This window comes from Brevundimonas sp., from assembly GCF_030704825.1.
Lineage (GTDB): Bacteria > Pseudomonadota > Alphaproteobacteria > Caulobacterales > Caulobacteraceae > Brevundimonas.
On record NZ_JAUYNX010000021.1, the window covers coordinates 49,666 to 73,477 of the forward strand.

The 23,812-nt window shown below is 68.0% G+C and carries 26 protein-coding genes and 1 pseudogene; 18 read left to right on the forward strand and 9 right to left on the reverse strand.

What is annotated here, in order from left to right:
• The first annotated feature begins 182 nt into the window (after positions 1 to 182).
• Both araD1 and Q8Q71_RS11070 read left to right on the forward strand, forming a co-directional pair.
• Positions 183 to 1,175: an AraD1 family protein gene (araD1, locus tag Q8Q71_RS11065; RefSeq protein ID WP_305759649.1), complete on the forward strand. Its 993-nt coding sequence runs from the start codon at positions 183 to 185 to the stop codon at positions 1,173 to 1,175.
• A 171-nt stretch (positions 1,176 to 1,346) separates the two neighbouring features.
• Positions 1,347 to 2,144 carry a FadR/GntR family transcriptional regulator gene (locus tag Q8Q71_RS11070; protein WP_305759650.1) on the forward strand — a complete coding sequence of 266 codons (798 nt, stop codon included), beginning with the start codon at positions 1,347 to 1,349 and terminating at the stop codon, positions 2,142 to 2,144.
• A gap of 32 nt (positions 2,145 to 2,176) precedes the next feature.
• Here Q8Q71_RS11070 and Q8Q71_RS11075 read toward each other — a convergent pair whose 3' ends face one another.
• Positions 2,177 to 3,343, reverse strand: a complete 1,167-nt coding sequence (locus tag Q8Q71_RS11075) for an aldose epimerase family protein (protein ID WP_305759651.1) — start codon at positions 3,341 to 3,343, stop codon at positions 2,177 to 2,179.
• Positions 3,344 to 3,435: 92 nt separating this feature from the next.
• Between Q8Q71_RS11075 and Q8Q71_RS11080 the strand changes: the two genes are divergently transcribed.
• The 6 genes from Q8Q71_RS11080 (at position 3,436) to truA (ending at position 7,869) form a co-directional block, all read left to right on the forward strand.
• Positions 3,436 to 4,755: a sugar MFS transporter gene (locus Q8Q71_RS11080; RefSeq protein WP_305759652.1), complete on the forward strand. Its 1,320-nt coding sequence runs from the start codon at positions 3,436 to 3,438 to the stop codon at positions 4,753 to 4,755.
• 210 nt (positions 4,756 to 4,965) lie between these two features.
• Positions 4,966 to 5,313: an acyl-CoA thioesterase gene (locus tag Q8Q71_RS11085; protein WP_305759818.1), complete on the forward strand. Its 348-nt coding sequence runs from the start codon at positions 4,966 to 4,968 to the stop codon at positions 5,311 to 5,313.
• A 57-nt stretch (positions 5,314 to 5,370) separates the two neighbouring features.
• Positions 5,371 to 5,952 (forward strand): peptide deformylase, encoded by a 582-nt coding sequence (def, locus tag Q8Q71_RS11090; protein ID WP_305759653.1) that lies wholly within the window; start codon positions 5,371 to 5,373, stop codon positions 5,950 to 5,952.
• On the forward strand, positions 5,952 to 6,179 hold the full coding sequence (locus Q8Q71_RS11095) for a hypothetical protein (RefSeq protein WP_305759654.1): 228 nt from the start codon (positions 5,952 to 5,954) through the stop codon (positions 6,177 to 6,179). Before def ends, Q8Q71_RS11095 begins: the two co-directional genes overlap by 1 nt.
• 26 nt (positions 6,180 to 6,205) lie before the next feature.
• Positions 6,206 to 7,132, forward strand: a complete 927-nt coding sequence (fmt, locus tag Q8Q71_RS11100; protein ID WP_305759655.1) for a methionyl-tRNA formyltransferase — start codon at positions 6,206 to 6,208, stop codon at positions 7,130 to 7,132.
• Positions 7,132 to 7,869 carry a tRNA pseudouridine(38-40) synthase TruA gene (gene truA / locus Q8Q71_RS11105; RefSeq protein WP_305759656.1) on the forward strand — a complete coding sequence of 246 codons (738 nt, stop codon included), beginning with the start codon at positions 7,132 to 7,134 and terminating at the stop codon, positions 7,867 to 7,869. Before fmt ends, truA begins: the two co-directional genes overlap by 1 nt.
• A 52-nt stretch (positions 7,870 to 7,921) precedes the next feature.
• Here the strand turns inward: truA and Q8Q71_RS11110 are convergent, their stop codons facing one another.
• Positions 7,922 to 8,059 (reverse strand): entericidin A/B family lipoprotein, encoded by a 138-nt coding sequence (locus Q8Q71_RS11110; RefSeq protein WP_305759657.1) that lies wholly within the window; start codon positions 8,057 to 8,059, stop codon positions 7,922 to 7,924.
• 99 nt (positions 8,060 to 8,158) lie between these two features.
• Here Q8Q71_RS11110 and Q8Q71_RS11115 point away from each other — a divergent pair, with 99 nt between their 5' ends.
• The 3 genes from Q8Q71_RS11115 to polA are packed head-to-tail and all read left to right on the forward strand — an operon-like array spanning position 8,159 to position 13,218.
• The gene (locus tag Q8Q71_RS11115) at positions 8,159 to 9,817 is read left to right on the forward strand and encodes a thiamine pyrophosphate-binding protein (RefSeq protein WP_305759658.1); all 1,659 of its coding nucleotides are present in this window, start codon (positions 8,159 to 8,161) and stop codon (positions 9,815 to 9,817) included.
• Between the two features lie 11 nt (positions 9,818 to 9,828).
• The gene (locus tag Q8Q71_RS11120; RefSeq protein WP_305759659.1) at positions 9,829 to 10,269 is read left to right on the forward strand and encodes a hypothetical protein; all 441 of its coding nucleotides are present in this window, start codon (positions 9,829 to 9,831) and stop codon (positions 10,267 to 10,269) included.
• Positions 10,270 to 10,314: 45 nt separating this feature from the next.
• Positions 10,315 to 13,218 carry a DNA polymerase I gene (polA, locus tag Q8Q71_RS11125; protein WP_305759660.1) on the forward strand — a complete coding sequence of 968 codons (2,904 nt, stop codon included), beginning with the start codon at positions 10,315 to 10,317 and terminating at the stop codon, positions 13,216 to 13,218.
• 176 nt (positions 13,219 to 13,394) lie between these two features.
• Here the strand turns inward: polA and Q8Q71_RS11130 are convergent, their stop codons facing one another.
• Positions 13,395 to 14,006 (reverse strand): DUF3800 domain-containing protein, encoded by a 612-nt coding sequence (locus tag Q8Q71_RS11130; RefSeq protein WP_305759661.1) that lies wholly within the window; start codon positions 14,004 to 14,006, stop codon positions 13,395 to 13,397.
• A gap of 49 nt (positions 14,007 to 14,055) precedes the next feature.
• Here Q8Q71_RS11130 and Q8Q71_RS11135 point away from each other — a divergent pair.
• Positions 14,056 to 14,318: pseudogene (locus tag Q8Q71_RS11135) on the forward strand (DNA polymerase); the annotation flags it as partial.
• A 23-nt stretch (positions 14,319 to 14,341) separates the two neighbouring features.
• Here the strand turns inward: Q8Q71_RS11135 and Q8Q71_RS11140 are convergent.
• Complete coding sequence (locus Q8Q71_RS11140) at positions 14,342 to 15,442, reverse strand: toll/interleukin-1 receptor domain-containing protein (protein WP_305759663.1); 1,101 nt, start codon at positions 15,440 to 15,442, stop codon at positions 14,342 to 14,344.
• 125 nt (positions 15,443 to 15,567) lie between these two features.
• Here Q8Q71_RS11140 and Q8Q71_RS11145 point away from each other — a divergent pair, with 125 nt between their 5' ends.
• Positions 15,568 to 16,590, forward strand: a complete 1,023-nt coding sequence (locus Q8Q71_RS11145) for a hypothetical protein (protein WP_305759664.1) — start codon at positions 15,568 to 15,570, stop codon at positions 16,588 to 16,590.
• Positions 16,591 to 16,649: 59 nt separating this feature from the next.
• Positions 16,650 to 17,525: a hypothetical protein gene (locus Q8Q71_RS11150; protein WP_305759665.1), complete on the forward strand. Its 876-nt coding sequence runs from the start codon at positions 16,650 to 16,652 to the stop codon at positions 17,523 to 17,525.
• A gap of 39 nt (positions 17,526 to 17,564) precedes the next feature.
• On the opposite strand, the gene Q8Q71_RS11155 is transcribed toward Q8Q71_RS11150, so the two are convergent.
• On the reverse strand, positions 17,565 to 17,798 hold the full coding sequence (locus tag Q8Q71_RS11155; RefSeq protein WP_305759666.1) for a hypothetical protein: 234 nt from the start codon (positions 17,796 to 17,798) through the stop codon (positions 17,565 to 17,567).
• Between the two features lie 738 nt (positions 17,799 to 18,536).
• Here Q8Q71_RS11155 and Q8Q71_RS11160 point away from each other — a divergent pair.
• The 4 genes from Q8Q71_RS11160 (at position 18,537) to rplS (ending at position 21,589) form a co-directional block, all read left to right on the forward strand.
• Entirely contained in the window at positions 18,537 to 19,115 is a 579-nt protein-coding gene (locus Q8Q71_RS11160) for a hypothetical protein (RefSeq protein ID WP_305759667.1), read from the forward strand.
• 81 nt (positions 19,116 to 19,196) lie between these two features.
• The gene (locus Q8Q71_RS11165; RefSeq protein ID WP_305759668.1) at positions 19,197 to 20,396 is read left to right on the forward strand and encodes an NAD(P)/FAD-dependent oxidoreductase; all 1,200 of its coding nucleotides are present in this window, start codon (positions 19,197 to 19,199) and stop codon (positions 20,394 to 20,396) included.
• 10 nt (positions 20,397 to 20,406) lie between these two features.
• Positions 20,407 to 21,159 carry a tRNA (guanosine(37)-N1)-methyltransferase TrmD gene (gene trmD, locus Q8Q71_RS11170; RefSeq protein WP_305759669.1) on the forward strand — a complete coding sequence of 251 codons (753 nt, stop codon included), beginning with the start codon at positions 20,407 to 20,409 and terminating at the stop codon, positions 21,157 to 21,159.
• 1 nt (position 21,160) lies between these two features.
• Complete coding sequence (gene rplS / locus Q8Q71_RS11175; protein ID WP_305759670.1) at positions 21,161 to 21,589, forward strand: 50S ribosomal protein L19; 429 nt, start codon at positions 21,161 to 21,163, stop codon at positions 21,587 to 21,589.
• A 64-nt stretch (positions 21,590 to 21,653) separates the two neighbouring features.
• Here the strand turns inward: rplS and Q8Q71_RS11180 are convergent, their stop codons facing one another.
• From Q8Q71_RS11180 to Q8Q71_RS11195, 4 genes are read right to left on the reverse strand one after another with little or no spacing between them, the layout of a single operon-like run.
• A complete protein-coding gene (locus Q8Q71_RS11180) occupies positions 21,654 to 22,139 on the reverse strand; it encodes a PA2169 family four-helix-bundle protein (protein ID WP_305759671.1) in 486 nt (161 codons plus the stop codon).
• A 59-nt stretch (positions 22,140 to 22,198) separates the two neighbouring features.
• Entirely contained in the window at positions 22,199 to 22,687 is a 489-nt protein-coding gene (locus Q8Q71_RS11185) for a hypothetical protein (RefSeq protein WP_305759672.1), read from the reverse strand.
• 12 nt (positions 22,688 to 22,699) lie between these two features.
• Positions 22,700 to 23,509, reverse strand: coding sequence for a tryptophan 2,3-dioxygenase (locus Q8Q71_RS11190; protein WP_305759673.1), 810 nt, complete (start codon positions 23,507 to 23,509; stop codon positions 22,700 to 22,702).
• 31 nt (positions 23,510 to 23,540) lie between these two features.
• Positions 23,541 to 23,798 carry a hypothetical protein gene (locus tag Q8Q71_RS11195; RefSeq protein ID WP_305759674.1) on the reverse strand — a complete coding sequence of 86 codons (258 nt, stop codon included), beginning with the start codon at positions 23,796 to 23,798 and terminating at the stop codon, positions 23,541 to 23,543.
• Positions 23,799 to 23,812 lie beyond the last annotated feature (14 nt).

Genomic DNA, 23,812 nt, shown 5'->3' on the forward strand with positions numbered 1-23,812 from the left:
GCGTCGGCGGACGCACGATGCATGATTTGGGGGAGTTGAGAAGCATTTTTGTTAGCGCTACCATTCGGATGGGGGATCGCCTCCCGGACCAACCTTCCCGGCAACACTTCCACAAACCGCGTCTCGCGGGATGGGCAGCAATATGTCAGAGTAATATTCCCTCGTCATCGTGGAGTTCCGACGTGCCCCTTCGCCTGATCCAGTATCGCCTTGAGGCTGGTGATCGCACCGTAGCCGCGATGGCCGACGTCGGCCCGGCGCGGCGGCTGGCCGGCGTCGACAGCGTCTATGCCCTGGCCCTTGAAGCGTTGGCCGCGGGGACGTCGTTATCCGCCCTGGCCGAAACCCGGGCCACGGGCGAAGTCGTCGACCTCGAGGCGGCCGAAGCGGAAAGGCGCTTGCTCCCGCCCATCGACCACCCCGACCCCGCGCACCTGAAGATGACCGGCACGGGCCTGACCCATCTCGGCTCGGCGGAAGGGCGGGACCGGATGCACAAGGCCGCGGCGGCCGGCGCCGAGACCGATTCCATGCGCATGTTTCGCATGGGGCTGGAGGGCGGCAGGCCGGGGCCGGGCCAGGTCGGCGCCCAGCCCGAGTGGTTCTACAAGGGCGACGGATCGACCCTGACGGCCGCGGGCCGTCCATTGGTCTCGCCCGCCTTCGCCCTCGACGGCGGCGAGGAACCCGAGATCGCCGGCATCTACGTCATCGACGATTCAGGCGCGCCCCGGCGGCTGGGCTTCGCGCTCGCCAACGAGTTCTCGGATCATGTGACGGAACGGGGCAACTATCTCTGGCTGGCCCATTCCAAACTGCGCGCCGCCTCCGTCGGTCCCGAATTGCGACTGGGAGCCCTGCCGGACGACGTGCGGGGCGTCAGCCGCATCGTGCGGGACGGGACCACGCTCTGGGAGAAGCCGTTCCTGTCCGGCGAGGCCAATATGTCCCACAGCCTGGCCAATCTCGAGCATCATCATTTCAAATACGGCCTGTTCCGCCAGCCCCGCGATGTGCACGTCCACTTCTACGGCACGGCGACGCTGTCGTTCGCCGACGATGTTCGCGCGCGCGCGGGCGATCGTTTCGAGATCGAGGCGGAGCCGTTCCGCATGACCTTGCGCAACACCCTCGCGATCGCCGCGCCGGAGAACATGCGCGTGAAGGATCTGTAGAGACGCGGTGGCGCAAGCGCTCGATGATGCTCGCCCCGGAGGCGTGAACGGCCTATGGGTGCATCCGCCCGCCGCCGCTGGACAGAGCCCGCGGTCGTCCGCTTTACTATGACAGATCGCGGCTGACAGGTGATCCCGTTTCGCCTCGTTGGCGGCGCAGGAACAATTTCCATGGCCGAGCCGCCAGCCGCCGCCGGGAGCCAAGCGCTTCCCGCCACGCCCAACGCCCGCCGTAGCGCCCGGGAGCCCGGGCGCCGGCTGCACGGCGCGATCGCGAACATGCTGGGATCGGCCATTCTCGCGGGCGAGCATGCGCCGGGCGACACCCTGTCCGGCGAAGTCGCCTTCTCCGAAGCGCTCGATGTGTCGCGCAACGCCTACCGCGAAGCGATTCAGGTCCTCGCGGCCAAGGGGTTGGTGGAAAGCCGGCCCAAGACCGGCACCAAGGTCCTGCCCAGACATCGCTGGAACCTGCTGGACCCGGTGGTTCTGGGCTGGGCGTTTTCCGGTCAGCCGGACCTGCGCCTGATCCGCAGCCTGTTCGAACTGCGCGCGGTGATTGAGCCCGCCGCCGCGCGGATGGCGGCCGAGCGCCGGGACAAGGCGGACATCAAGGCGATGAAGGATGCGCTGACGGGCATGCGTCGCCACACCCTGGCGACCGAGGCGGGTCGGGCGGCGGATCGCGACTTTCACGACGCCATCCTGCAGGCGACCCGGAACGACGCCCTTGTGACCCTCAGCGCCAGCATCGGCGCCGCCGTCGCCTGGACGACCCAGTTCAAACAGCGCAGGCGCGCCCTGCCCCGCAATCCGGTCCCGGATCATGCACGGGTCTATGATGCGATCGTCGCGCAGGATCCGGACGCGGCGGAGACCGCGATGCGGGAGCTTGTCGTCCTCGCGCTGGAAGACACGCAGCAGGCGGTGGAGGTCGAAGCCGCCGCGGCGCGCGCCGGGACCGACTGACCGGCCCGGATCCCTCGATGGCGTGTAGCCGCCTACCGGGCGACCGACACGCGATAGATCATCACATGACGATAGGGGTGATCCGGATCGACCCGGGCCGAAACGAACCCGGGCTCATTGGGGGCGTTCGGGAATTTCTGGGGCTCCAGCGCGATCCCGTCACCCATCCGATAGACGTGCCCGCCCTTCCCGGTCAGGGTCCCGTCGAGGAAATTGCCGGTGTAGAATTGAAGCCCCGGTTCCGTGGTGAACACCTCGAGCACACGGCCCGACCCGGGATCCTCGAGCCGCGCGGCCAGTTCCGGATCCGGGGTCAGTCCCTTGTCCAGGGCGAAGTTGTGATCGTAGCCGCGGCCGATCCGGATCTGTTCGTCGCGCCCGTCCCGCAGGCCGGCGGCGATGACGCGCGGCGTACGGAAGTCGAAAACCGTGCCCTCCACGGGGCGCCGTTCGCCCGTCGGGATCAACGTCGCATCGACGGGGGTGTAGGCGCCGGCCGGAACGCTCAGGAGATGCGTCATGGCGCCCTCGGGCGACCCCTCCCCGGCCAGGTTGAAGAGGGCGTGGTTGGTCATGTTGATCACCGTCGCGCGGTCCGGCCGGCCCTCGAAGGCGATCTCCAGCGAGCCGTCCTCGGCAAGCGAATACGTCACGGTCGTCTCGAAACGGCCCGGATAGCCGGACTCGCCGTCGGGGCTGGTCAGCGCCAGGGTCACCCGGGCTTCATCTCCCCCCTCGACGGACACCACCCGCCACAGCCGCGTGTCGAATCCCTCGCCGCCGCCGTGGAGCGAGTTGGGGCCGTTGTTCAGGGGAAGCTGGTAGGTCTGGCCGTCCAGCGTGAAGCGGCCGCCCGCGATGCGATTGGCGTAGCGCCCGACCGTGACCCCGAAGAAGTTGGATCGGGCCTCATAGTCGGCGACGTCGTCGTAGCCGAGCACGATGTCGGCAGGAACCCCGTTGCGATCCGGCGCGATCAGCGACTGCAGCGTCGCGCCATACGTCAGGACGCGCGCCGATACGCCTGCGGAATTGGACAGCACGATCGCCTCGACCGGCCGTCCGTCCCCTAGCGTCCCGGCGCTCTCCCGCCGCGCTTCCGACGCCAGGACGGGAGACGTCGCCAGCGTCGCGGCCCATGCCAGGACAATCAGTCCGCTGAGCTTCATCACCCGGTCCTCCCCATCCGTCGCGAGCATCGTTGACCCGCCTCAGGCCCGAATATACTCTGACAAAAAGACGGTGAGCAACCGATGTCGGGCAACGGCACGGACCGTCTGGAGGGGAACCCATGACCGCCACGATTCCGACGCCCGCACCGTCACCCGGACCAGGGTCCGGCCCGGTCTACCGCCCGGCGCTGATTCTGCTGGCCAGCCTCTTCTTCATGTGGGGCTTCATCACCGTCATCAACAATACCCTGCTGCCGCATCTGCGCAGCGTGTTCGTCCTCGACTACACCCGGACGACGCTGATCGAATCCGTCTGGTTCATCGCCTATTTCGTCGCCTCGATCCCGTCGGCGAAGCTGATCGAGCGCGTCGGCTACCAGCGCGCGATCGTCATCGGCCTGGTCGCCATGGCGGTCGGAGCCCTGCTCATGGTTCCGGCGGCGCGCCTTCCCTCCTACGCCCTGGTGCTGACCGCCCTGTTCGTCATCGCCAGCGGGATCACCCTGCTGCAGGTGGCGGCCAACCCCTATGTCGCGGTGATCGGGCCGCCGGAAACCAGCTCTTCCCGGCTGAATCTGGTCCAGGCCTTCAACTCGCTGGGCACGACCCTGGCGCCGCTGTTCGCGGGTTATCTGATCCTCGGCCGGTCCAAGGGCGGAACCTCCGAAGCGGGCGTGGTCCTGACGACGGCCGAGCGCTACGCCGACGCCCAGTCCGTGGTGTTGCCCTATGTGATCGTGGCCGCCGTCCTGATCGTGCTGGCGGTTGTGATCGCCCGCTTCCCGCTGCCGGCGATCGGCGCCTCGACCCACCGCGCCTCCCGTGAAGCGCGCAAGGGGCTGTCGCTGTGGCGGCACCCCAACCTCGTCTGGGGCGTCCCGGCGATCTTCATCTATCTGATCGCCGAGATCGGGGTGGCGAACCTCTTCATCAACTTCGTGTCCCAGCCCCACATCGCCGCCATCACCCACGAGGAGGCATCCCGCTATCTCGCCATCCTCTGGGGCGGGATGATGGTGGGGCGCTTCGCCGGAAGTTTCCTGATGCGGCGCGTGCGGGCCGAACACGTTCTGGCGGCGTTCGCGGTCGGGGCCTTCGTCGTCATGCTGGTGGCCAGCTTCGCCACAGGCCCCGCGGCCATGTGGGCCCTGGTCGCCGTGGGCTTCTTCCACTCCATCATGTTCCCGACGATCTTCACCCTGGCCATCCGCGGCCTGGGGCCCCTTACCGAGGAGGGGTCGGGCCTTCTGATCATGGCGATCGCCGGGGGCGCCCTGGTCATCGTCCAGGGATGGCTGGCGGACACGGTCGGCTTGCAGCTGTCCTTCCTGCTGACGGCCGCCTGCGAACTCTATGTTCTCTACTATGCGCTCTGGGGAGCCCGGCCGGTCGGCGCCCACGTCCAGCCGGCGGACGCGGATCCGGCGGGGTATCCATAAAACGCGATCCATGATCCGGCCCGGCGCGTAGCGATCCGGGTATCCCAGCAGTTGTTCGCGCGGCCTCTGCGTTTTGTCCCCGCCGGTTGCGATGTATTTGATGGTGGAACCTGCCGGCGTCTCCGCCCGCAAGCCATCCTCGGAGCCCGACGCTTGACCGACCTCCTGCCGACCCTGCCCACGGGTCAACCCGTCGGGCGCGTCATCGCCATGCCGGCGGACACCAATCCCGAGGGCGACATCTTCGGCGGCTGGCTGCTGGCGCACATGGATCTGGCCGGGGCGACCCCGGCGTTTGAACTGGCCCAGGGACGGTGCGTGACCATCGCCCTGGACGGCATGGTCTTCCATCAGCCGGTGTCGGTCGGTGACGAGGTCTCGATCTACGCCCGGGTGGTCAAGACCGGCCGCACCTCGATCCGGGTGCATGTCGAGGCCTGGAAACGGCCCCGGAACCACGCCCAGGCGGCCTCGGTGCGCGTGACCGAGGGCGTCTTCACCTATGTGGCCATCGACGAGGATCGCAAGCCGAGACCGTTGCCGGAGCCTGCGGCATAACCCAGCGGGACGCTGGGAAATCTTGACCTTTCGGGTCCGCCGCCCTACCTCGCGGACATGGCCGTCCGTCGCATCCTCACCATCGACAACGCCGCCGACCTGGCGGTGCTGAAGCAGATCTCCACCCCCGTCGAAGGGCCGGTGACCGACGACCTGCGCCGCCTGATGGATGACATGCTCGAGACCATGTACGACGCCCCCGGCATCGGCCTGGCCGCGGTGCAGGTCGGCGATGTGCGCCGGGTCATCGTCATGGACCTGGGCGACGCCCCGGTCGAAGGCGATGTCCAGGAGGCGGAGGAGGACGAGAGCGAGGCCGCCCGGCTGGCGCGTCGCAACCCGCGCTTCTTCGTCAATCCAGAGATCGTCTGGGCCTCCGACGAACTGTTCGCCTACGAGGAAGGTTGCCTGTCCGTGCCCGAGTATTTCGACCAGGTCGAACGTCCCGCGCGGGTGCGCATCCGCTACCGGAACTATACGGGCGAGACGATCGAGGAGGAGGCCGAGGGCCTCTACGCCGTCTGCATCCAGCACGAGATGGACCATCTGGAAGGCGTGCTGTTCATCGACCACCTGTCCCGGCTGAAGCGCGAGCGCGCGGTGGCCAAGGTCAAGAAGAACGCCAGGCTGGCCGCCTGATGGCCCGATTGAAGCGAGGCCGCGACCGGATCATCGACCCCTCGGGCCGGCGGCGCCTGACCCGCAACGAAAAGGTCGGCATCGGCAGCGTGGCCGTGCTGGTCGGCGTAGCCGCCCTGGGCGTGGTGGCCGGCGTGCTGCTGGACCGGCTGCTCGATTTCGACGACGCGCTCGACGCCGGCGGCGAATGGGACGAGGGCGGCGGCGTTCACACCCGCTGGCAGTAACCAGCTCCAGCCTTTAAAGCCCCCCCATGCGCCTCGCCTTCATGGGAACCCCCGACTTCGCCGTGCCGTCGCTGGCCGAGCTCATCGCCTCGGGCCATGAGATCGTCGCCGTCTACTCCCAGCCGCCGAAGCCGCGCGGGCGGGGCCAGAAGCTGACGCCCTCGCCGGTTCAGGCCTTCGCCGAGACCATGGGCCTGCCGGTCTTCATCCCCGCCTCGATGAAGTCGCCCGAGGCGATCGAGACATTCAAAAGCCTCGAGGTCGACGCCGCCTGCGTCGTCGCCTACGGCCAGATCCTGAAGCGCGAGGTGCTGGACGCGCCGCGCCTCGGCTGTTTCAACCTGCACGGCTCGCTGCTGCCGCGCTGGCGCGGCGCCGCGCCGATCCAGCGGGCGATCATGGCCGGGGACCGTCGGACGGGCGTGCAGATCATGCGCATGTCCGAGGGCCTCGACGAGGGGCCGATCCTGCTGTCGGAAGTGATGGACATCCGCCCCGATGACACCGCCGCGACCCTGTCCGAACGCATGTCGCACACCGGCGCCAGCCTGTGGCCCCGCGCCCTGGCCGCCATCGCGCGCGGCGGGGTCGAGGGCACGGAACAGGTCGGCGAACCGACCTATGCGAAGAAGATCACCCCGGCCGAGGCGCGCATCGACTGGACCCGCCCGGCGGCCGAGATCGACGCCCATATCCGCGGCCTGTCGCCCTTCCCCGGCGCCTGGTTCGAGGCGCCCGGCCCGGAAGGCCCCGTGCGTATCAAGGCCCTGATGTCGCGGTTGTCGCTGCGCGGCGCGGGCGCCGCCGGCGAGGTGCTGGACGGCGACCTGCGCATCGCCTGCGGCGACGGCGTGGTCCGGCTGCTGCGCGTGCAGCGCGCCGGCAAGGCGGCGCAGACACCGGACGAAATGCTGCGCGGTTTCCCGCTGCCCGTCGGGACCGTTCTCGCCTGATGCCCCGCTACCGGCTGACGCTCGAATATGACGGGTCTGGCTACAACGGCTTTCAGGCCCAGCCCGAACAGCCGACCGTGCAGGGCGCCATCGAGACGGCCGTCACGGCCTTCTGCGGCCAGACGGTGCGAATCGCCGCCGCCGGGCGGACGGACACCGGGGTGCACGCCACCGGTCAGGTGATCAGCTTCGATCTCGACAAGGCCTGGCCCGAGCGCACGGTGATGAACGCCCTGAACGCCCATCTGGTCGGGAAGGCGGTGTCGGTGCTGGACTGCGCGGCCGTCGACGACGAGTTCCACGCCCGTTTCTCGGCGACCGGCCGCCGATATCTGTACCGCATCCTGAGCCGGCCCGGGCCGCCGGCGCTGGACAAGGGGAAGGTCTGGCATATCCGCAAGCCGCTGGACGCCGGGGCCATGCACGCGGCGGCGCAGGCGCTGGTGGGGCTGCACGACTTCACCACCTTCCGCGATGTGAACTGTCAGTCGAAATCGCCGGAGAAGACGCTGGACGTCGCCCGCGTGGATCGCAGCGGCGACGAGGTTCATCTGGTGTTCGAGGCGCGCAGCTTCCTTCACCGTCAGGTCCGCTCCATGACCGGAACGCTCGCCGAGGTCGGCCAGGGCCGATGGGCGGTCGAGGATGTGGCGGCGGCCCTGGCCGCGCGCGACCGGACCGCCTGCGGGCCCGTGGCGCCGTCGGACGGCCTGTATCTGACCGGCGTCGTCTATTGACATGAAAGAGCCCGCCGGAAACCGGCGGGCTCCCTGTCCGCGCAAGGCGTAGCTAGTTCTTGGCTTCTTCGGCGCCCGAGGTGACGGCCGAGCCGGCGGCCTGGACGTCGCGCCCGACGCCCGAGATGGTGTTGCAGGCCGACACGGCGAGAGCCGCGGCGACGAGAGCGAGGACTGTGATCTTCTTCATGGGGAAATCTCCGGAGGCGTTGAACCTTGGCAGTAAACGCGAAGCGGGGGCGCGCGGTTGCATGGCCAAGCCGGGGTGCGATCTGCTAACCGCTGCGGCATGAGCCAGCCGCCCAACACCGCCGCCCGTCGTCTTGTCGAAACCCTCGTCATGAACGGCGTCGACCGTGTCTTCTGCGTGCCGGGAGAGAGCTATCTGGCCGTGCTGGACGCGCTGGCGGACGTGCGGGAGAAAATCCAGGTCATCGCCTGCCGTCACGAGGCGGGGGCCGCCAATATGGCCGAGGCCTACGGCAAGCTGACCGGCCGACCCGGCGTCTGCATGGTCACCCGCGGACCCGGCGCGACCCACGCCTCGATCGGCGTGCACACGGCGCATCAGGACTCGACGCCGATGATCCTGTTCGTCGGCCAGATCGCCCTGACCGACCGCGGACGCGGCGCCTTCCAGGAGGTCGACTACCGCGAAGTCTTCGGCGGACTGGCCAAATGGGCCACCGAGATCGAAAGCCCGGAACGCACGGTCGAGGTGGTCGAACGCGCCTTCGCCACCGCGCTTCAGGGCCGGATGGGGCCGGTGGTCATCGCCCTGCCCGAAGACATACTGGGCGCCGACGGCGGCCCCGCGCCGATCCGGCCGGTGACGCCCGCGAAAGCCGCGCTGGATTCCGCCTTCGTCGAACAGGTGCGTTCACGGCTGGCCAAGGCCGAACGCCCCCTGCTGGTCCTGGGCGGCTCGGGCTGGACCGGGGACGCCGCCGCCGCCATCGGCGACTGGGCCGAAAGGATCGGCCTGCCCGTCAGCCTGTCGTTCCGGCGCAAGGATCTGATCTCCAACGACCGTTCGAACTACGCCGGCGACCTCGGTCTGGGGTGCAATCCGAAGCTGACCGCCCGCGCGAAGGCCGCCGATCTGGTCATCGCCATCGGCGCCCGGCTGGGGGAGAATCCGACGCAAGGCTACACCCTGTTCGACCGCACGCGCACGGCCGACACGCTGATCCATATCCACCCCGGCCCTGAGGAACTGGGCCGCGTCTGGACGCCGCTGCTCAGCGCGGCGGCGGATAACTCGCTGGCCGCCCTCGCCCTCGCCGCGACCGATCCCGGACGGACCTGGCATGACGAGGCCGCCGCCGCCCACGCCGGCTATCAGGCCTTCTCAACCCCCGTGCCGGTCACCGGCGCGGTGAACATGAGCGAGTGCATGGCCCACCTCGGCCAGGTCCTGCCCGCTGACGCCATCGTCACCAACGGCGCGGGCAATTTCGCCGCCTGGCTGCACCGCTTCTATCGCCACCGCGCCTGCCGGACCCAGCTGGCCCCGACCTCGGGGGCCATGGGCTACGGCTATCCCGCCGCCATCGCCGCCAAGTCGGTCCACCCCGACCGCGACGTGATCTGCATCGCTGGCGACGGGGACTATCTGATGACCGGCCAGGAGATCGCCACGGCGGTCCAGTACGGGATCAATGTCGTTGTCGTGGTCGTCGACAACGGGACCTACGGCACCATCCGCATGCATCAGGAGGGCCATTACCCGGGCGCCGACCGGGTCATCGCCACGGATCTCAGGAACCCCGATTTCGTCAAATACGCCGAGGCCTTCGGGGCGTTCGGGGTGCGTTGCGAACGGACGGAAGACTTTCCCGCCGCGCTGGAAGCCGCACGGAACGCCGGCCGTCCCGCCCTCGTTCACCTGCTGACCTCGGCCGAGGACATCGCGCCCAATCGCACGATCACCGGCCTGCGCTCGTAACAGGAGCCGCCATGCGCGTCCTTCCGGTTCTGCTCGTCGCCACGACCCTGCTCAGCGGCTGCGCCACGCCCGCGCCGGATGGACCGCCAACAGGCGGCGACGGCAACGACTGCGCCGTCATCGCCGCCATCGCCAGGGAGCACTACCGCTTCAACGACACCGACAACCGGCCCCTGCCGATCCGGTTCGAGGGCGACTACAACCCGCGCTGCGACTGGAGTCGCCACGGCCTCGCCTTCGAAGCTTATGACCCCGACCGGCCCGGCGATCCGCGCGAGCGCGTGCGCTGGGTCAGCTTCGCCCGGCCCGTCTATGACGGCCGCGGCGCCGTGGTGGAGACCGGGATCATGCACGGGCCCCTCGCCGGCATGGGCTATGAGTGCCGGGTCATTTCGGGCTTCGCCGGCTGGACCGTGCCCGAAGGCTCGTGCCGGAACACCTGGGTCTCGTGACGCGCAGGCGGTGACGCGCGGGCCGCGCCCGCCTATGTTCGCCGCATGACCGACGCCTCAGCCGAAACCAACGACCGCCCCCTCACCCAGGACGGCCCCGCGCTGCGGCTGTGGATGATCGACGCCTCGGCCTACATCTTCCGCGCCTATCACGCCCTGCCGCCCCTGACGCGCAAGTCGGACGGCCTGCCCGTCGGCGCGATCCAGGGCTACTGCAACATGCTGTGGAAGCTGCTGCAGGATATGAAGGGCAGCGACGGCCCGACCCATCTGGTCGCCGTCTTCGACCATTCGGAGAAGACTTTCCGTAATGAGATGTACGACCTCTACAAGGCCAACCGCTCGGCGCCGCCCGAGGATCTGATCCCCCAGTTCCCGCTGGTGCGCGAGGCGACGGCGGCGTTCGGCGTGGCCTGTCTGGAGCTGCCCGGCTACGAGGCCGACGACCTGATCGCCACCTATGCCTGCAAGGCGCGCGACGCGGGGGGCGAGGCCGTCATCGTCAGCTCCGACAAGGACCTGATGCAGCTGATCGGCGGCGGCGTGGTCATGTGGGACCCGATGAAGGACCGGCGCCTGGCCGAGGACGCCGTGATGGAGAAGTTCGGCGTCCTGCCCGAGAAGATGGTCGACCTCCAGGCCCTGATCGGCGACAGCGTCGACAACGTCCCCGGCGCCCCCGGCATCGGCCCCAAGACGGCGGCCCAGCTGCTGGACGAATACGGCGATCTCGACACGCTTCTGGAACGGGCCGGCGAGATCAAACAGCCGAAGCGGCGCGAGACCCTTCAGAATTTCCGCGACCAGATCCTGCTCAGCCGCGAGCTGGTGCGCCTGACCTGCGACGCCCCGGCGCCCGAGCCGATCGACGACTTCGTGGTCCGCCACCCCGATCCCGAAATCCTGGGCGAGTTCCTCGACCGGATGGAGTTCCGCTCGCTGCGCAACCGCGTCGGCGACGGCAAGGCCCCCGCGAAAGACGGCACGGCGTTCGTCGCCCGGCCCAGGGTCACCAGCGCCCCCGTGGCCACCCCCCGCTACGGCCAGGTCCCGACCGGCCCGGCCGAGGCCCAGACCTTCGACATCGAGGCCTACCGCTGCATCCAGACGCTGGAGGAGCTGGACGCCTGGATCGCCCGGGCGACCGAGGCCGGGGTGGTCGGGTTCGACACCGAGACGGACGCGCTCAGCGCGACGCATGCGGGGCTGTGCGGGGTGTCGCTGGCGATCGGGCCGAACGACGCCTGCTATGTGCCGCTGACGCATGAGCATGAGCCGGCGGCGAACGCGGGCAGGCTGGATTTCGGCGGCGAGACCGACCAGCGCGAACCCCTGACCCAGATCGACAAGCCCACGGCCCTGGCGCGGCTGAAGACGCTGCTGGAGAACCCGGCCGTCCTCAAGGTCACCCAGAACGGCAAGTACGACCTCGCCGTCATGGCGCAGCGGGACATCCGCGTGGCCCCGATCGACGACACCATGCTGATCTCCTACGTGCTCGAGGGCGGGCTGCACGGGCACGGGATGGACGAGCTGGCGCGGCTGCACCTCGGCCACGACCCGATCCCGTTCAAACAGGTGGCCGGGACCGGCAAGTCCCAGAAATCGTTCAAACATGTCGAGCTGAAACCGGCCACCTGCTACGCCGCCGAGGACGCCGACGTGACCCTGCGCCTGTGGCGCATCCTCAAGCCGCGGCTGGCCGGGGAGAAGCTGACCACCGTCTATGAGACCCTTGAGCGCGGGATGCCCGCGGTCCTGGCCGACATGGAGCGGGCCGGGGTCCGCGTCGATCCCGACCGCCTCAAACGCCTGTCGTCCGAGTTCGGCCTGCGCATGGCCGAGCTGGAACAGCAGGCGCACGAGCTGGCCGGCCGCCCGTTCAACGTCGGCTCTCCGCGCCAGATCGGCGACATCCTGTTCGGCGAAATGGCCCTGACCGGCGGCCGGAAGACCGCCAGCGGCCAGTGGGAGACCGGCGCCGCCACGCTCGAAGCCCTGGCCCTGACCCACGACCTGCCGCGCGTCCTGCTGGACTGGCGCCAGCTGGCCAAGCTGAAAGGCACCTATACCGACGCCCTGATCGAGGCCGCCGACAAGACCACCGACCGCGTCCACACCTCCTACCAATTAGCCGCCGCCACCACCGGCCGCCTCGCCTCCTCCGACCCCAACCTCCAGAACATCCCGATCCGCACCGAGACCGGCCGCCAGATCCGCCAGGCCTTCATCGCCGCCCCCGGCCATGTCCTGATCAGCGCCGACTACAGCCAGATCGAGCTGCGCCTGCTGGCCCACATCGGCGACATCCCCGAGCTGAAGCGCGCCTTCGCCGCCGGCATCGACATCCACACCGCCACGGCCAGCGAGATGTTCGGCGTCCCCGTCGGCCAGATGGACCCCGAGACCCGCCGCCGCGCCAAGGCGATCAATTTCGGCATCGTCTACGGCATCAGCGCCTTCGGCCTGGCCGCCCAGCTGAACATCGACCAGGGCGAGGCCGGCGCCTACATCAAGACCTATTTCGAGCGCTTCCCCGGCATCCGCACCTATATGGACGCGACCAAGGCCCAGGTCCGCGAGACCGGCATGGTCAGCACCGTCTTCGGCCGCCGCATCCACATCCCCGCCATCCATTCCAAGTCAGGGGCCGAGCGCCAGTTCGGCGAACGCGCCGCCATCAACGCCCCCATCCAGGGCGCCGCCGCCGACATCATCCGCCGCGCCATGATGCGGATGCCGGGGGCTCTGGTTGAGGCCGGCCTGTCAACGAAGATGCTGCTCCAGGTCCACGACGAACTGGTCTTCGAGGCGCCGGAGGCGGAGGCCGAGCGCGCCATCGCCGTGATCAAGCGGACGATGGAGGGGGCGGCGGAACCGGCCGTGGCCCTGACGGCGCCGCTGGTGGTGGAGGCGAGGGCGGCGGGGAACTGGGACGAGGCGCATTGAGGGGGCGGCCGGTGAAAAAGGACGCTCGTCGGTGAAAACAGAGCTCCTTTGTTGAAATTTTCACCGATACGAATCATATTGGGCAGGCAAAGTCCTTCCCGCGTCCCGAACTGTCGCCGTATGGCGTGCGTGTCCCGGTTCCGCCGGGACTAGGGGCCGGGAAGGCGCCCTCCCCCTCACTGGAACCGCCAAACGTCGTCGATGCGCGGCCGCAGCATGTCGCGCCAGCGATGGGCGTCCCGGCGATCGGCGCGAAACGACCGCGCGATCGCGCCCGCGCACATGTCGGCGAGCTGGATCAGCGGATCGGTCTTTGAATCCGAGAAGCGACAATCACGTACAGCACCCTCGCGCACCTTGCGGCGGATGGCGGTCGAAAGCTTCTGTCGGAACTCCCGGTCGCCGGAGCCGTCGATGATGACCTTGGCGTTGGTCAGGCGGCCGTTGTCGTGGCGCAGCATCTGTTTGACGAAGAACTCGTAGAAACTCTCCTTGTCGGTCTGCAGATGGGCGGAGCGGATCACCGCTTTCTCGACCACGATAGCGCGGACGCGGAAGGGCGCGGCGGCGACCGCGCGAAAGAAGCGATCCCGCACCTCGTCCCGGCTCTTGCTGAATTTGAACTCGCCCTTGTGCATCGGGCGCGCGGCCGACCCTTCGATCAGACGACGCGTCAGGGCCGCGTCGTCGGCGTCGTCGAACATGATCATGGCGGCGACGAACACGGGGGAACTCCCTTGGTCGACCTTGAAGCCAGCGTCTCCGCTTTCGTCGATGTAGACAAGCATGGCCGTATGATCGACCGGATTACTCCCGGTTGTGAAGGGGCACACGCGCGCGCCTGTTCAGGGCGCCGCCGCCGCCATCATCCGCCGCGCCATGATGCGGATGCCGGGGCGCTGGCCGACGCCGGCCTCTCAACGAGGATGCTGCTCCAGGTCCACGACGAACTGGTTTTCGAGGCCCCCGAAGCCGAGGCCGAGCGCGCCATCGCCGTGATCAAGCGGACGATGGAGGGGGCGGCGGAACCGGCCGTGGCGCTGACGGCGCCGCTGGTGGTGGAGGCGAGGGCGGCGGGGAATTGGGACGAGGCGCACTGAGGGGGCTTTGCGGTCTCGCCAGCTCAGAATGGGATGTCATCTCCTAGGGCCGCTGGTTCAGTCAGTTTCAAACGGAGGCGCCCTCCATGGAGCTCATAGGTCTCGCCCGTTACGTCGTTCATCCAGCGGACCATTCGATTGCTGCTGTTCACCAGATAAGCCGCCGCATAGAGCTGGTTGTTTGAGTTGAAGGCCTCGACCACCCTCTTTCGCTGGGCGGGCATCAGAGACGTGAGCGCGCTCGTCATCCGCTTGAACAGGTCGGTCGTTTCCCCCCAACTCGGTGAGGCAGCGAAAGCCTCGATAAGAGCATTGTTCAACCGGTCCCCCGCACCGAGCTCTTTGGCGAGGAGCTTGTACAGCTTTGCCGCCGAGCCTTCCGGATTGTCGAGAGAGCCGGGCGTGGCTTGAATGTGGCCCACGAAGCCTCCCGGGGCCTTCTTCCCGAGCTTTACGCAGACAATAGGTTTCTGCGCGCCCAGCGCGTAGCCGATCTCCTGCTGGGTCCAAATGCTCTCTTCGAAGTCGTCGGTGAAGTAGACGATCATTATTTCCATGGTCTCCAGACCGAGCATGATCTGCTGGCGCCATTCGGTCTGGGCCGGAATGGTGTCATGAGCGACGAAACAGCTAATGCCGTATTGCTCAAGCGCGTCCGCGAGCCGGTGGGCACCTGCCTTGTGCTCGTCGCGATGAGTTATGAATGCCCGGACCAGACCTGGCTTCCAAAACTCGATCGTGTCAGGGTTTGGCACGGGCCGCCCCTGATACTCCTTCGCAGCTTGATACTCGGGGTCGTTCTCGTCGGCGAGCTCAAGGTGGCATTCCCGGACGTGCTCATTCGACCGCGTGATTAGCCCGTTGAGGTCTTCAGCCAGCTTACCTGTCAGCTCCTTTCGGAGCTCTGTCGTAAACGGCACCAGCGTGTCGAGCGGCAAGTAGAATACGACGTCGTGGCCGTAGCTCCCGCCGTTCCAGTTGTCGGTCTCGACCTGTAGCTCGATGCCTACACGCGCCGCTTCGAGGATCGCCGCGCGATTTTCCAGTCCCGCTCTACGGTACATCGCGACCAGTTGCCGAAGTAGGCCCGGTAGCCGTCCGGGGAATGTGAAGTTGATCGCCATTCCGAGACTATCGCCGCGTTCGCGTGAGCCGGAAAGGTGCAGGCACAGCCCAAACAACCGGAAGCTTGCGCGTCAACCATCCCGCCCCCATCTACAGTTGAAGCTTGGCTGCTGGGAGACTGGTCGTGGGTGAGAAGCGGTTTCCTTGGAAGGGCAACTTCCGCATCGTCCCCCCGAAAGTACGGGTGGAACTCGCGAAGATTGACAGCGAGCTTGTCGCTATCGCGGCCGTAAAGTCGGTTCACATCGCTGATGTGCAGTCCGGCCTCTATGCCCACCTCGGGCTAGATATCGACTTGCTGGATGGGTCGGTCATCACGGACGGGCCCAAGCAGCCACCTGCGGATGCAGGCAAATGGTCCTACCGCAATGAAAGAGGATGGGACCGAAAGCGCCCCGACCTCCCGATGGTCCCGAAGAGCTACGTTTTTGAGACACCTAACTTCGGTGATGCAGCGACCTATGGGACGCACATGCACGTCATGACGCGGGACGTGTATCAGCATCAGGTCTTCGAACCCCAAGGGATGGAGATTGAACCGACGATCTTGTCGCAGACTACGGCGGACAACGTCCTCGTGAAGTTCGCCTTGGCTCCGATGCTCAGCCGTGGTCAGCCGGAGTTTGAGCTTATGCTCCTGTGGGCGTTGAACGTCTTGCAGGAAAACACAGGCGTCACAGGGGTGTTTCCCAGCACAGCTACCAAGGAAGACTTCTTGGGCACCATCCAGCTTGACTGGGACATCTTCCCGCCCGGGACGATTGATGACGTTGTTGCGTGGTTCACCTCAAAACCGAGCGCTGCGTCGCGTGCACCGGATTTCGACAAGCACCTCCGGGACCGAACCGCTGCCTTCAACAAGCTGCAACCTGAGGCGTACATCCGAGGCTCAGGACAGTTCGGCTCTTACTTCGGTGCCAAGTTCGCTGACGACCTCGTCGTGTTCGAGAACCTCCGATACGGCAACGCACTGTATGTCTTGTACGACGACTGGAACGACATATCGAAGCGATCGCGCCTCGACCTGCTGCGCGACCATGACGCGAAGTTCGACCGAATCATCCACACTGATGATTGGCAGTTCCGCTTCCGTGAGTTGATCCGCCGGGAACTCGCTGCCAGGCGGCGCGGTCGAGGCCGTCACTAGCCAGCGGGTTCCGGGCCTCGGTTCGACTATTCCCGGACCCCATGAAGGTGAGGCTTAGTTTGGCCGGCTCTATCCGCTTCCACGAGATCATCTACCGCAAGGCCGATCTGCAGCGCATGCCGCCACTAGACCGGCGCTACTTCGTCATGCTTGGCCAACTCTACAATGATCTGGCGCAACTCCTGATTCAGCTGCTTTATCACTACCCGCTGGCTTGGGCCGAGACAGAGCCCATGCCACTTAGAGCACGCCGGTCCGCGGCGGCCTTGATGACGCTTCGCCAGCTCGCCGCCCGCATTTGGGAGGTAAACAGCCTGATTGACGGTCAGTTTAATCAGTTCGCGAAGAGCTATGATCGGGATAAGGCGATCAAGCCGCTTGTCGGCAAACTGCGGGCATACTTACAGGCACCAAACGCGGCGAAGGCGGTCCGACATTCCGCTGCGGCTCACTTCGACCAGAAGATGATCGACCAAGGGATCGAGTCATTGGGCGACGAGGTGGAGCTCCGCGACTTCTTCACCCACTCAGCAGGTAACATGACCTTCGATGGAGCAGACACCGTGCTGCTCTTCGGGATGGTGCGGTCGCTCGAAGAAGTGTGGGGCGAGAAGATCAGTGAGCCATTTCCAGCCCTTCAGAGGCTGGCGCTAGAGCTGCGCGATGGCGCTAGTCTCATCTTAGACATGGTCGTTCCGCTCTTGGCCGCCGTCTACAACAGGCATCTCGAAGACCCCTTCAAGACCTCCACGGTCTCAGTTCTATTCGACCAGCCGGAAGCTGACGAGGTCTCAGCTCCCGTGTTCATTTGCGGCCCGAACGAAAAGGATGATGAGGCGCGAGCCGTGTCCAATGCGAGCGCCCGACGAGCCGAATTGCGTTACCCGGGCGAGGGCATGACTCCCTGGGAGCGTTTTCAACGGACCCGGAATTAGGTTGTACCCGCCTCTAGGAGCGAAAAGTCGGCAGGGCCGTTACGCCGCGTCATGCAGGTCCGGGACGGCCAGGGCGTCGTCAGGACGCGATGCGTCCCTCCTCCACCTCAGCGCCCGCAGCTCGATCCGCGCCGCCTGGCGCAGGATGGCGCCGGGGCAGGCGCGCTCGATCTCGGACAGCAGGGTGCTGATGCCGGCGCGGCCGTCGGCGCTGGTCAGGTCGAGGCCCTCCAGGGCCTCCAGCAGGCGGGTGGTCGGGTCGTCGGCCGTCATCTCGCATCCTCACTCTGTCACCGCCGACCCGGGATGATCCAGCCGCGCGCGGCGGGCGGAGTCAATCGGAACGTTCATGATTTGTTCTTTTTAACCACAGCGGAGCGACCCTGCCCCCTCCGGCCCTTCGGGCCACCTCCCCCATGAAGGGGGAGGAGAGCGGTCCCTTGTCATCCCGGCCGAAGCGAAGCGAAGAGCCGGGACGGGACGGGCCATTGTCATTCCCCTCCCGGATAGCCCGCAGGGCTGAGCCGGGAGAAGGGCGGCGACCAGCGCGCCTTCCTGACCCTTGCCCCGGACAGCGGCTGGCGCCGCTTCCGGGACGGTCATGGGGTTGCCGCCACCGTCCCGGATCACCGCTGCGCGGCGTCCGGGATGACAAGGGAGCGGCGCTTCACCCCTGTCTCGCAACCCCCCGACAAAAGGGCGAGGAAAGGCAGGGTGCGGGCCGGCCCCTCCACCATGCTTCGCATGGTCCCGTCGTCCGATCGCCTCCGGCGACCGTTCCTCCACCCCCCAGGGGGGAGGAGACGGGGTGTGCGGACCTGCCCCCTCCGGCCCTTCGGACCCGTCGTCGGATCGCATGCGATCCTCCTCCACCCCCGGAAGGGGGAGGAGAAATATTTTTCCTGGCGCCCGGTTTGTTGCTGTCATGGGGGTTTGCGGGGCGCGGGGGGCGATTTGCGCGCCGCAGGGGCGGATGGGCGCAGACTGTCGGCCATGGGAAAACCGAGCAAATTGTCCGAGGCCCATTGGGAGGCGCTGTTCTATCGCGATGCGGCCGGAGAGCCGCGCAAGGCGCTGGCGGCCGACTATGGCGTGACCGTGGGGACCATCGCCTGGCAGGCGCGCAAGCGGCGGCGGATGAAGGGGCAGGTCGCGGGGGCGGTGGACCGGCGGCGGCGGCCCGAGGGCGGCTGGCCCGACGACCATGTGTTCATCCAGAGCCGCAGCGGCATGACGCCGCGACGCTGGCGCCAGCTGCTGGCCCGCTATGTGGCGGGCGAGGCGCTCTGGGTCCTGTCCGGCGAATACGGGGTCTCGGAGGGGGCGATCAGCCACAACGCCAGGGCGTGGGGGATGCGCAAGGCGGACTGGCCGGCGGCGGTGTATCTGCCGTGCGCGCCGTCGGAGGACGGGCGCGGGCCGCGGCCCGAGATGGCCTTCACCTTCGACCGCGAGGATCCGGAGAAGACCCGCGCGTCGCTGGGGGCGGCGATCCTGCGGGCGCTGGCGGAGGGGCGGCAGGCCGACGCGGCGGCGCTGGGGCGGATGTGGGGGATGGTCGAGCGGATCTACATGGGGCGGGGGATGTGAGGGGGCGTGGGCATGTTGGGGCGCTATCGCTCGCCGCGCGGCGGCTCGCTGCTTGAGCGCGGACCGTGCTAATCCCCCGCCATGACCCCCCAATCCGTGGATGTCCTGATCGTCGGCGCCGGCGCGGCCGGGATGATGTGCGCCGTCGAGGCCGGGCGGCGGGGGCGCTCGGTGCGGGTGCTGGATCATGCCCGGGCGCCGGGGGAGAAGATCCGCATCTCGGGCGGGGGGCGGTGCAATTTCACCAACCTGGGGACGACGCACGGGATGGGGCCGGCCAACTTCCTCGGCGAGAACCCGCGGTTCGCGACCTCGGCCCTGAAGCGGTTCAGCCAGCACGACTTCGTCAAACGCGTCGATGCGGCGGGCATCGCCTGGCACGAGAAGACCCTGGGGCAGCTGTTCTGCGACGACTCGGCGAAACAGATCATCCGTATGCTGACCGACGACATGCGGGCGGCGGGGGTGGGGCTGTCGCTGGGGGTTTCGGTCGAGCGGGTCGGGCGCCTCGGCGACGGGTATGAGGCGGCGCTGTCGGACGGGTCGGTGGTCCGGGCGCGCTCGCTGGTGCTCGCCACCGGGGGCAAGTCGATCCCGAAGATGGGGGCGACAGGCTGGGCCTATGACGCCGCGCGGGGGTTCGGGCTGAGGGTGACCGAGACGCGGCCGGCGCTGGTTCCGTTGACGTTCGAGGCGGGGCTGCTGGAGCAGCTGAAGCCGCTGGCGGGGGTGGCGGTGGACGCCGTGGTGAAAGGCGGAGGAACCAGCTTCGCCGAGGCGATGCTGTTCACGCACCGCGGCCTGAGCGGGCCGGCGATCCTGCAGATCAGCTCCTACTGGCGCGAGGGCGAGGCGATCACCGTCGCCATGGCGCCCGGCGAGGATGTGTACGCCCGGCTCAAGGCCGCGAAGGAGGAGAACGGCAAGCAGATGGTGCATACGGCCCTGGGCCACATCATCCCCCGCCGGCTGGCGGAGAGCGTCTGCGAGCGCGAGGGGGTGAAGGGCAAGCTGGCCGAGGTCGGGGACAGGACCCTGCGCCGGCTGGACGCGGCCGTGAACGCCTGGACCGTCAAGCCGGTGGGGTCGGAGGGGTACCGGACGGCCGAGGTGACGCTGGGCGGGATCGCCACGGACCAGCTGGACCAGCAGACCATGGCGGCGAAGGCGGTCCCGGGCCTCTACGTCATCGGCGAGGCCGCCGACGTGACCGGCTGGCTGGGCGGCTACAATTTCCAGTGGGCCTGGTCGTCGGGTTGGGCCGCCGGGCAGGTGTGCTAGGAGACCCGCCATGCCCTTCACCGCCACCGTCCTGACCATGTTCCCCGAGGCGTTTCCGGGGCCGCTCGGCGTGTCGCTGATCGGCACGGCGTGGCGCGAGAGGGGCTTGTGGAGCCTTGAAACGGTTGACATTCGGGCCTTTTCCACAGATACGCGCGGCTTCCTGGACGACACCCCCGCGGGTGGCGGCCCGGGAGCCGTGCTCAAGGCGGACGTGGTGGCCCGGGCGCTGGACAGCGTATCCGGTCCGGCGCGGCCGCTTTTGTACATGAGCGCCCGGGGTCGGCCCCTGACCCAGGCGCGCGTCAGGGAATGGGCGAAGGCGGACGGGATCGTCGTCCTGTGCGGCCGTTTCGAAGGGGTGGATCAGCGCGTGCTGGACGCGCGCGGGTTCGAGGAGGTCTCCGTCGGAGACGCGGTTCTCGCCGGCGGCGAGGCGGCGGCGATGGTGGTGATCGAGGCGTGCGTGCGATTGATCCCCGGAGTGCTGGGCCAGGCGGAAAGCCTGAGTTCGGAGAGCTTCGAGGACGGTCTTCTGGAGCATCCGCAGTACACGCGACCGCGGACGTTCGAGGGGCTGGAGATACCCGAGGTGCTTCTGTCGGGCGACCATAAAAAGGTCGCCGCATGGCGCGAAGAGCAGCGGCGCGAGACGACCCGGGAACGACGGCCAGACCTCTGGGCGGCGCATCTGGACAAGACCCATGCGGGGCATGACCCCGCCAAATCACAGGTAAAGAGCAAAAAAGCTCGAGGAGAATGACATGAACATCCTGCAGACCATCGCAGCCGAAGAAAAAGCCCGCCTGATCGAGAAGCGCGCCATCCCCGACTTCCAGCCCGGCGACACGCTGCGGGTCATGGTCAAGATCAAGGAAGGCGAGCGCGAACGCATCCAGGCCTTCGAGGGCGTCTGCATCGCCCGCGCCGGCGGCGGGATCAACGAGAATTTCACCGTGCGCAAGATCAGCTTCGGCGAGGGCGTCGAGCGCGTCTTCCCGCTGATGTCGCCGAACATCGACGCCATCGAGGTCAAGCGCCGGGGCGTCGTGCGGCGCGCCAAGCTGTATTACCTGCGTGACCGCCGCGGCAAGTCGGCCCGGATCGCCGAGAAGCAGACCATCCGTCCGGTCAAGGGCGTGGTGGTGCCGGAAACCGGCAAGGCCGAAGGCCCGGCCGACACGGAAGCCTGAACCGCCTCCGACCTGTCCAAAGAATGAGGCCCCGGTGCAGACCGGGGCCTTTTTTCATGTCCGGTCAGTGCGGATATAGCGGGTTGCCGGCGTCGCGCTGGCCCTGGAGGCTGTGGCGAAGGTCGTGCACCTCCTCGCGCCCCTCGCCGACCCGGAAAAAGGCGCGGCGGATGGCGTCGCGGGTGGTGGCCGAGATCTGGCTGTCCTCCAGCGCCTTTTCGAAGCGGGCCCGGACGGCATCCTCGGCGCTTTCGACCGCGCCGATCATGCCGGTCTCGTCGCGCATCAGGGCGTGTTTGACATCGGCGAAGGCGCGCTGGGCCTTGGCGAGGATCGAGCCCTCGGCGGCGGGATCCCCGCCAAGCGCCCGGACCATCGACTGCAGCTCCTCGGCGACCTGTCGACGTTCGAAGCTGCGACGCCCGAACAGGTCGCGATGGCCCGGGTCGTCGGTCTCGCCCGAGGCCAGACGATAGCCGTCGGCGCTGTCTATGGTGGTCTGGATCAGGCTGTTCAGAACGTGAATGTCGTGGTGATTGGCGTTGGACATGACGGGATCCCCGCGGGTTCTCCGCCTTAAACCCCACCGTGGCCGTGTTGGTTGCCTTGTCAGCGCCCCCGCAGGCTCCGGCAGCGTTCGGCGAACCCCGCCAGCGCCTCCGGCCGGGCCGCCTGGAGCGGGCCGACCGACTGGGCGCCGTAGACCGCCCGCACCGGCTCGCCTCGCGCCAGCCGGTCGAGCAGGTCCGGATCGACGGGCCCGCCGCCGGTCACCCCGGCGCCGGGCGCTTCGAGGTCGGCGACATGGGCGAAGGCCTCGTCGCCGGCCCCGAGGGTCAGCCGGTCCTCGCTGCCGATGACCTCGAAACCGGGCACGAATATCCGGAAGGCCGGCGCCCCGGGGCCGCAGGCGAGCCGGAGGCGTTCGATTCCCGAGGCGTCGACGAAGGCCATGCCGGGCGGGGCCTCGGCCGGCGGAACCGGCGAAGGTTGCGACGGAATCGGAAGCGGCTCGACCGGCGCGGCCGGGGCGGGCTCCGCGTCCCGGTTGCAGGCGGTCAGGCCCAGCAAGGCGGCGGCGAGCAGGACGGTTCGCATCCGGGACCTCTTTCAGAGTTTTGTGCGCAGCGACCACAGCTCGGGGAAGCAGCGGCGCTGCAGGGTCTCGGTCAGATAGGCGACGCCCTCGGTGCCGCCGGTGCCGCGACGGCGGCCGATGATGCGTTCGACCGTGACCACGTGCTTGTGGCGCCAGGTCAGCAGGGCGTCGTCCAGGTCGACCAGCTTTTCGGCCAGCTGGTAGAGAGGCCACCAGCGCGCCGTGTCGCGATAGACCTCGAGCCAGGCGGCCTCGACGCCCTCGGACGGCTCCCACGGCTTGCTGACGTCGCGGTGCAGGACCTCGGCCGGGACCGGGAGGCCGGCGGCGGCCAGCTGGCGCAGGGCGTCGTCGTAGAGGCTGGGCGCGGCCAGGGCGGCGCGCAAGGCGGCGTGGGCCTCGGGCCGTTCCTCGTGGAAGCGCAGAAAACGGTCGTCCTTGAGTCCCAACATGTATTCGAAGCGGCGGAACTGGTCGCTCTGGAAGCCCGAGGAGGAACCCAGCACGCCGCGGAAACGCAGATAGTCGGCCGGGGTCATGGTGGCCAGGATGTCCCAGCTCATGGTCATGACGGCCTGGATGCGGCTGACCCGCGCGAGACCCTTGTAGGCGGGGACCAGATCGCCGGCGCGGACCTGGGCCTGGGCCCTGGCCACTTCATGCAGGATCTGTTTGAGCCACAGCTCCTTGGTCTGGTGGATGATGACGAACAGCATCTCGTCGTGCTCGTCCGAGAGCGGATGCTGCGCCGCCAACAGATCGTCGAGCGACAGATAGCCGGCATAGGTGATGTCGGACGGATGGGCGGGCGCGTCGGTCATCCGCGACCTATCGCCCGGGTCGGGGTCGGGCTCAAGACTTGTCGGGCTTCCTGACGTCGGCGCCGCCCGAGCGATCCGCACGTTCATCCCAGCCCTCGCGATCGGAACGGAAGGCCAGGGCCATCAGGACCCAGGTCAAGGCGATCGTGCCGAGAATTCCCAGCGAGAGCGCGATGAAGCCGTGAACCGGCATGGGGTCGCCGCCGATGGCCCCCCACGCCCAACTGACGCCGACAACCGCCATGACAGCGACGCCGGCCGCGATGAGGAGGGTGCGGAAACGGGGCATACGGCGATCTACAC

Coding starts and splice junctions, on each gene's coding strand:
- Q8Q71_RS11070 (WP_305759650.1), top strand. CDS start 1,347: ATGGCCGAGCCGCCAGCCGCCGCCGGGAGCCAAGCGCTTCCCGCCACG.
- Q8Q71_RS11075 (WP_305759651.1), bottom strand. CDS start 3,343: ATGCTCGCGACGGATGGGGAGGACCGGGTGATGAAGCTCAGCGGACTG.
- Q8Q71_RS11080 (WP_305759652.1), top strand. CDS start 3,436: ATGACCGCCACGATTCCGACGCCCGCACCGTCACCCGGACCAGGGTCC.
- Q8Q71_RS11085 (WP_305759818.1), top strand. CDS start 4,966: ATGCCGGCGGACACCAATCCCGAGGGCGACATCTTCGGCGGCTGGCTG.
- def (WP_305759653.1), top strand. CDS start 5,371: ATGGCCGTCCGTCGCATCCTCACCATCGACAACGCCGCCGACCTGGCG.
- Q8Q71_RS11095 (WP_305759654.1), top strand. CDS start 5,952: ATGGCCCGATTGAAGCGAGGCCGCGACCGGATCATCGACCCCTCGGGC.
- fmt (WP_305759655.1), top strand. CDS start 6,206: ATGCGCCTCGCCTTCATGGGAACCCCCGACTTCGCCGTGCCGTCGCTG.
- truA (WP_305759656.1), top strand. CDS start 7,132: ATGCCCCGCTACCGGCTGACGCTCGAATATGACGGGTCTGGCTACAAC.
- Q8Q71_RS11110 (WP_305759657.1), bottom strand. CDS start 8,059: ATGAAGAAGATCACAGTCCTCGCTCTCGTCGCCGCGGCTCTCGCCGTG.
- Q8Q71_RS11115 (WP_305759658.1), top strand. CDS start 8,159: ATGAGCCAGCCGCCCAACACCGCCGCCCGTCGTCTTGTCGAAACCCTC.
- Q8Q71_RS11120 (WP_305759659.1), top strand. CDS start 9,829: ATGCGCGTCCTTCCGGTTCTGCTCGTCGCCACGACCCTGCTCAGCGGC.
- polA (WP_305759660.1), top strand. CDS start 10,315: ATGACCGACGCCTCAGCCGAAACCAACGACCGCCCCCTCACCCAGGAC.
- Q8Q71_RS11130 (WP_305759661.1), bottom strand. CDS start 14,006: ATGCTTGTCTACATCGACGAAAGCGGAGACGCTGGCTTCAAGGTCGAC.
- Q8Q71_RS11140 (WP_305759663.1), bottom strand. CDS start 15,442: ATGGCGATCAACTTCACATTCCCCGGACGGCTACCGGGCCTACTTCGG.
- Q8Q71_RS11155 (WP_305759666.1), bottom strand. CDS start 17,798: ATGACGGCCGACGACCCGACCACCCGCCTGCTGGAGGCCCTGGAGGGC.
- Q8Q71_RS11165 (WP_305759668.1), top strand. CDS start 19,197: ATGACCCCCCAATCCGTGGATGTCCTGATCGTCGGCGCCGGCGCGGCC.
- trmD (WP_305759669.1), top strand. CDS start 20,407: ATGCCCTTCACCGCCACCGTCCTGACCATGTTCCCCGAGGCGTTTCCG.
- rplS (WP_305759670.1), top strand. CDS start 21,161: ATGAACATCCTGCAGACCATCGCAGCCGAAGAAAAAGCCCGCCTGATC.
- Q8Q71_RS11180 (WP_305759671.1), bottom strand. CDS start 22,139: ATGTCCAACGCCAATCACCACGACATTCACGTTCTGAACAGCCTGATC.
- Q8Q71_RS11185 (WP_305759672.1), bottom strand. CDS start 22,687: ATGCGAACCGTCCTGCTCGCCGCCGCCTTGCTGGGCCTGACCGCCTGC.
- Q8Q71_RS11190 (WP_305759673.1), bottom strand. CDS start 23,509: ATGACCGACGCGCCCGCCCATCCGTCCGACATCACCTATGCCGGCTAT.
- Q8Q71_RS11195 (WP_305759674.1), bottom strand. CDS start 23,798: ATGCCCCGTTTCCGCACCCTCCTCATCGCGGCCGGCGTCGCTGTCATG.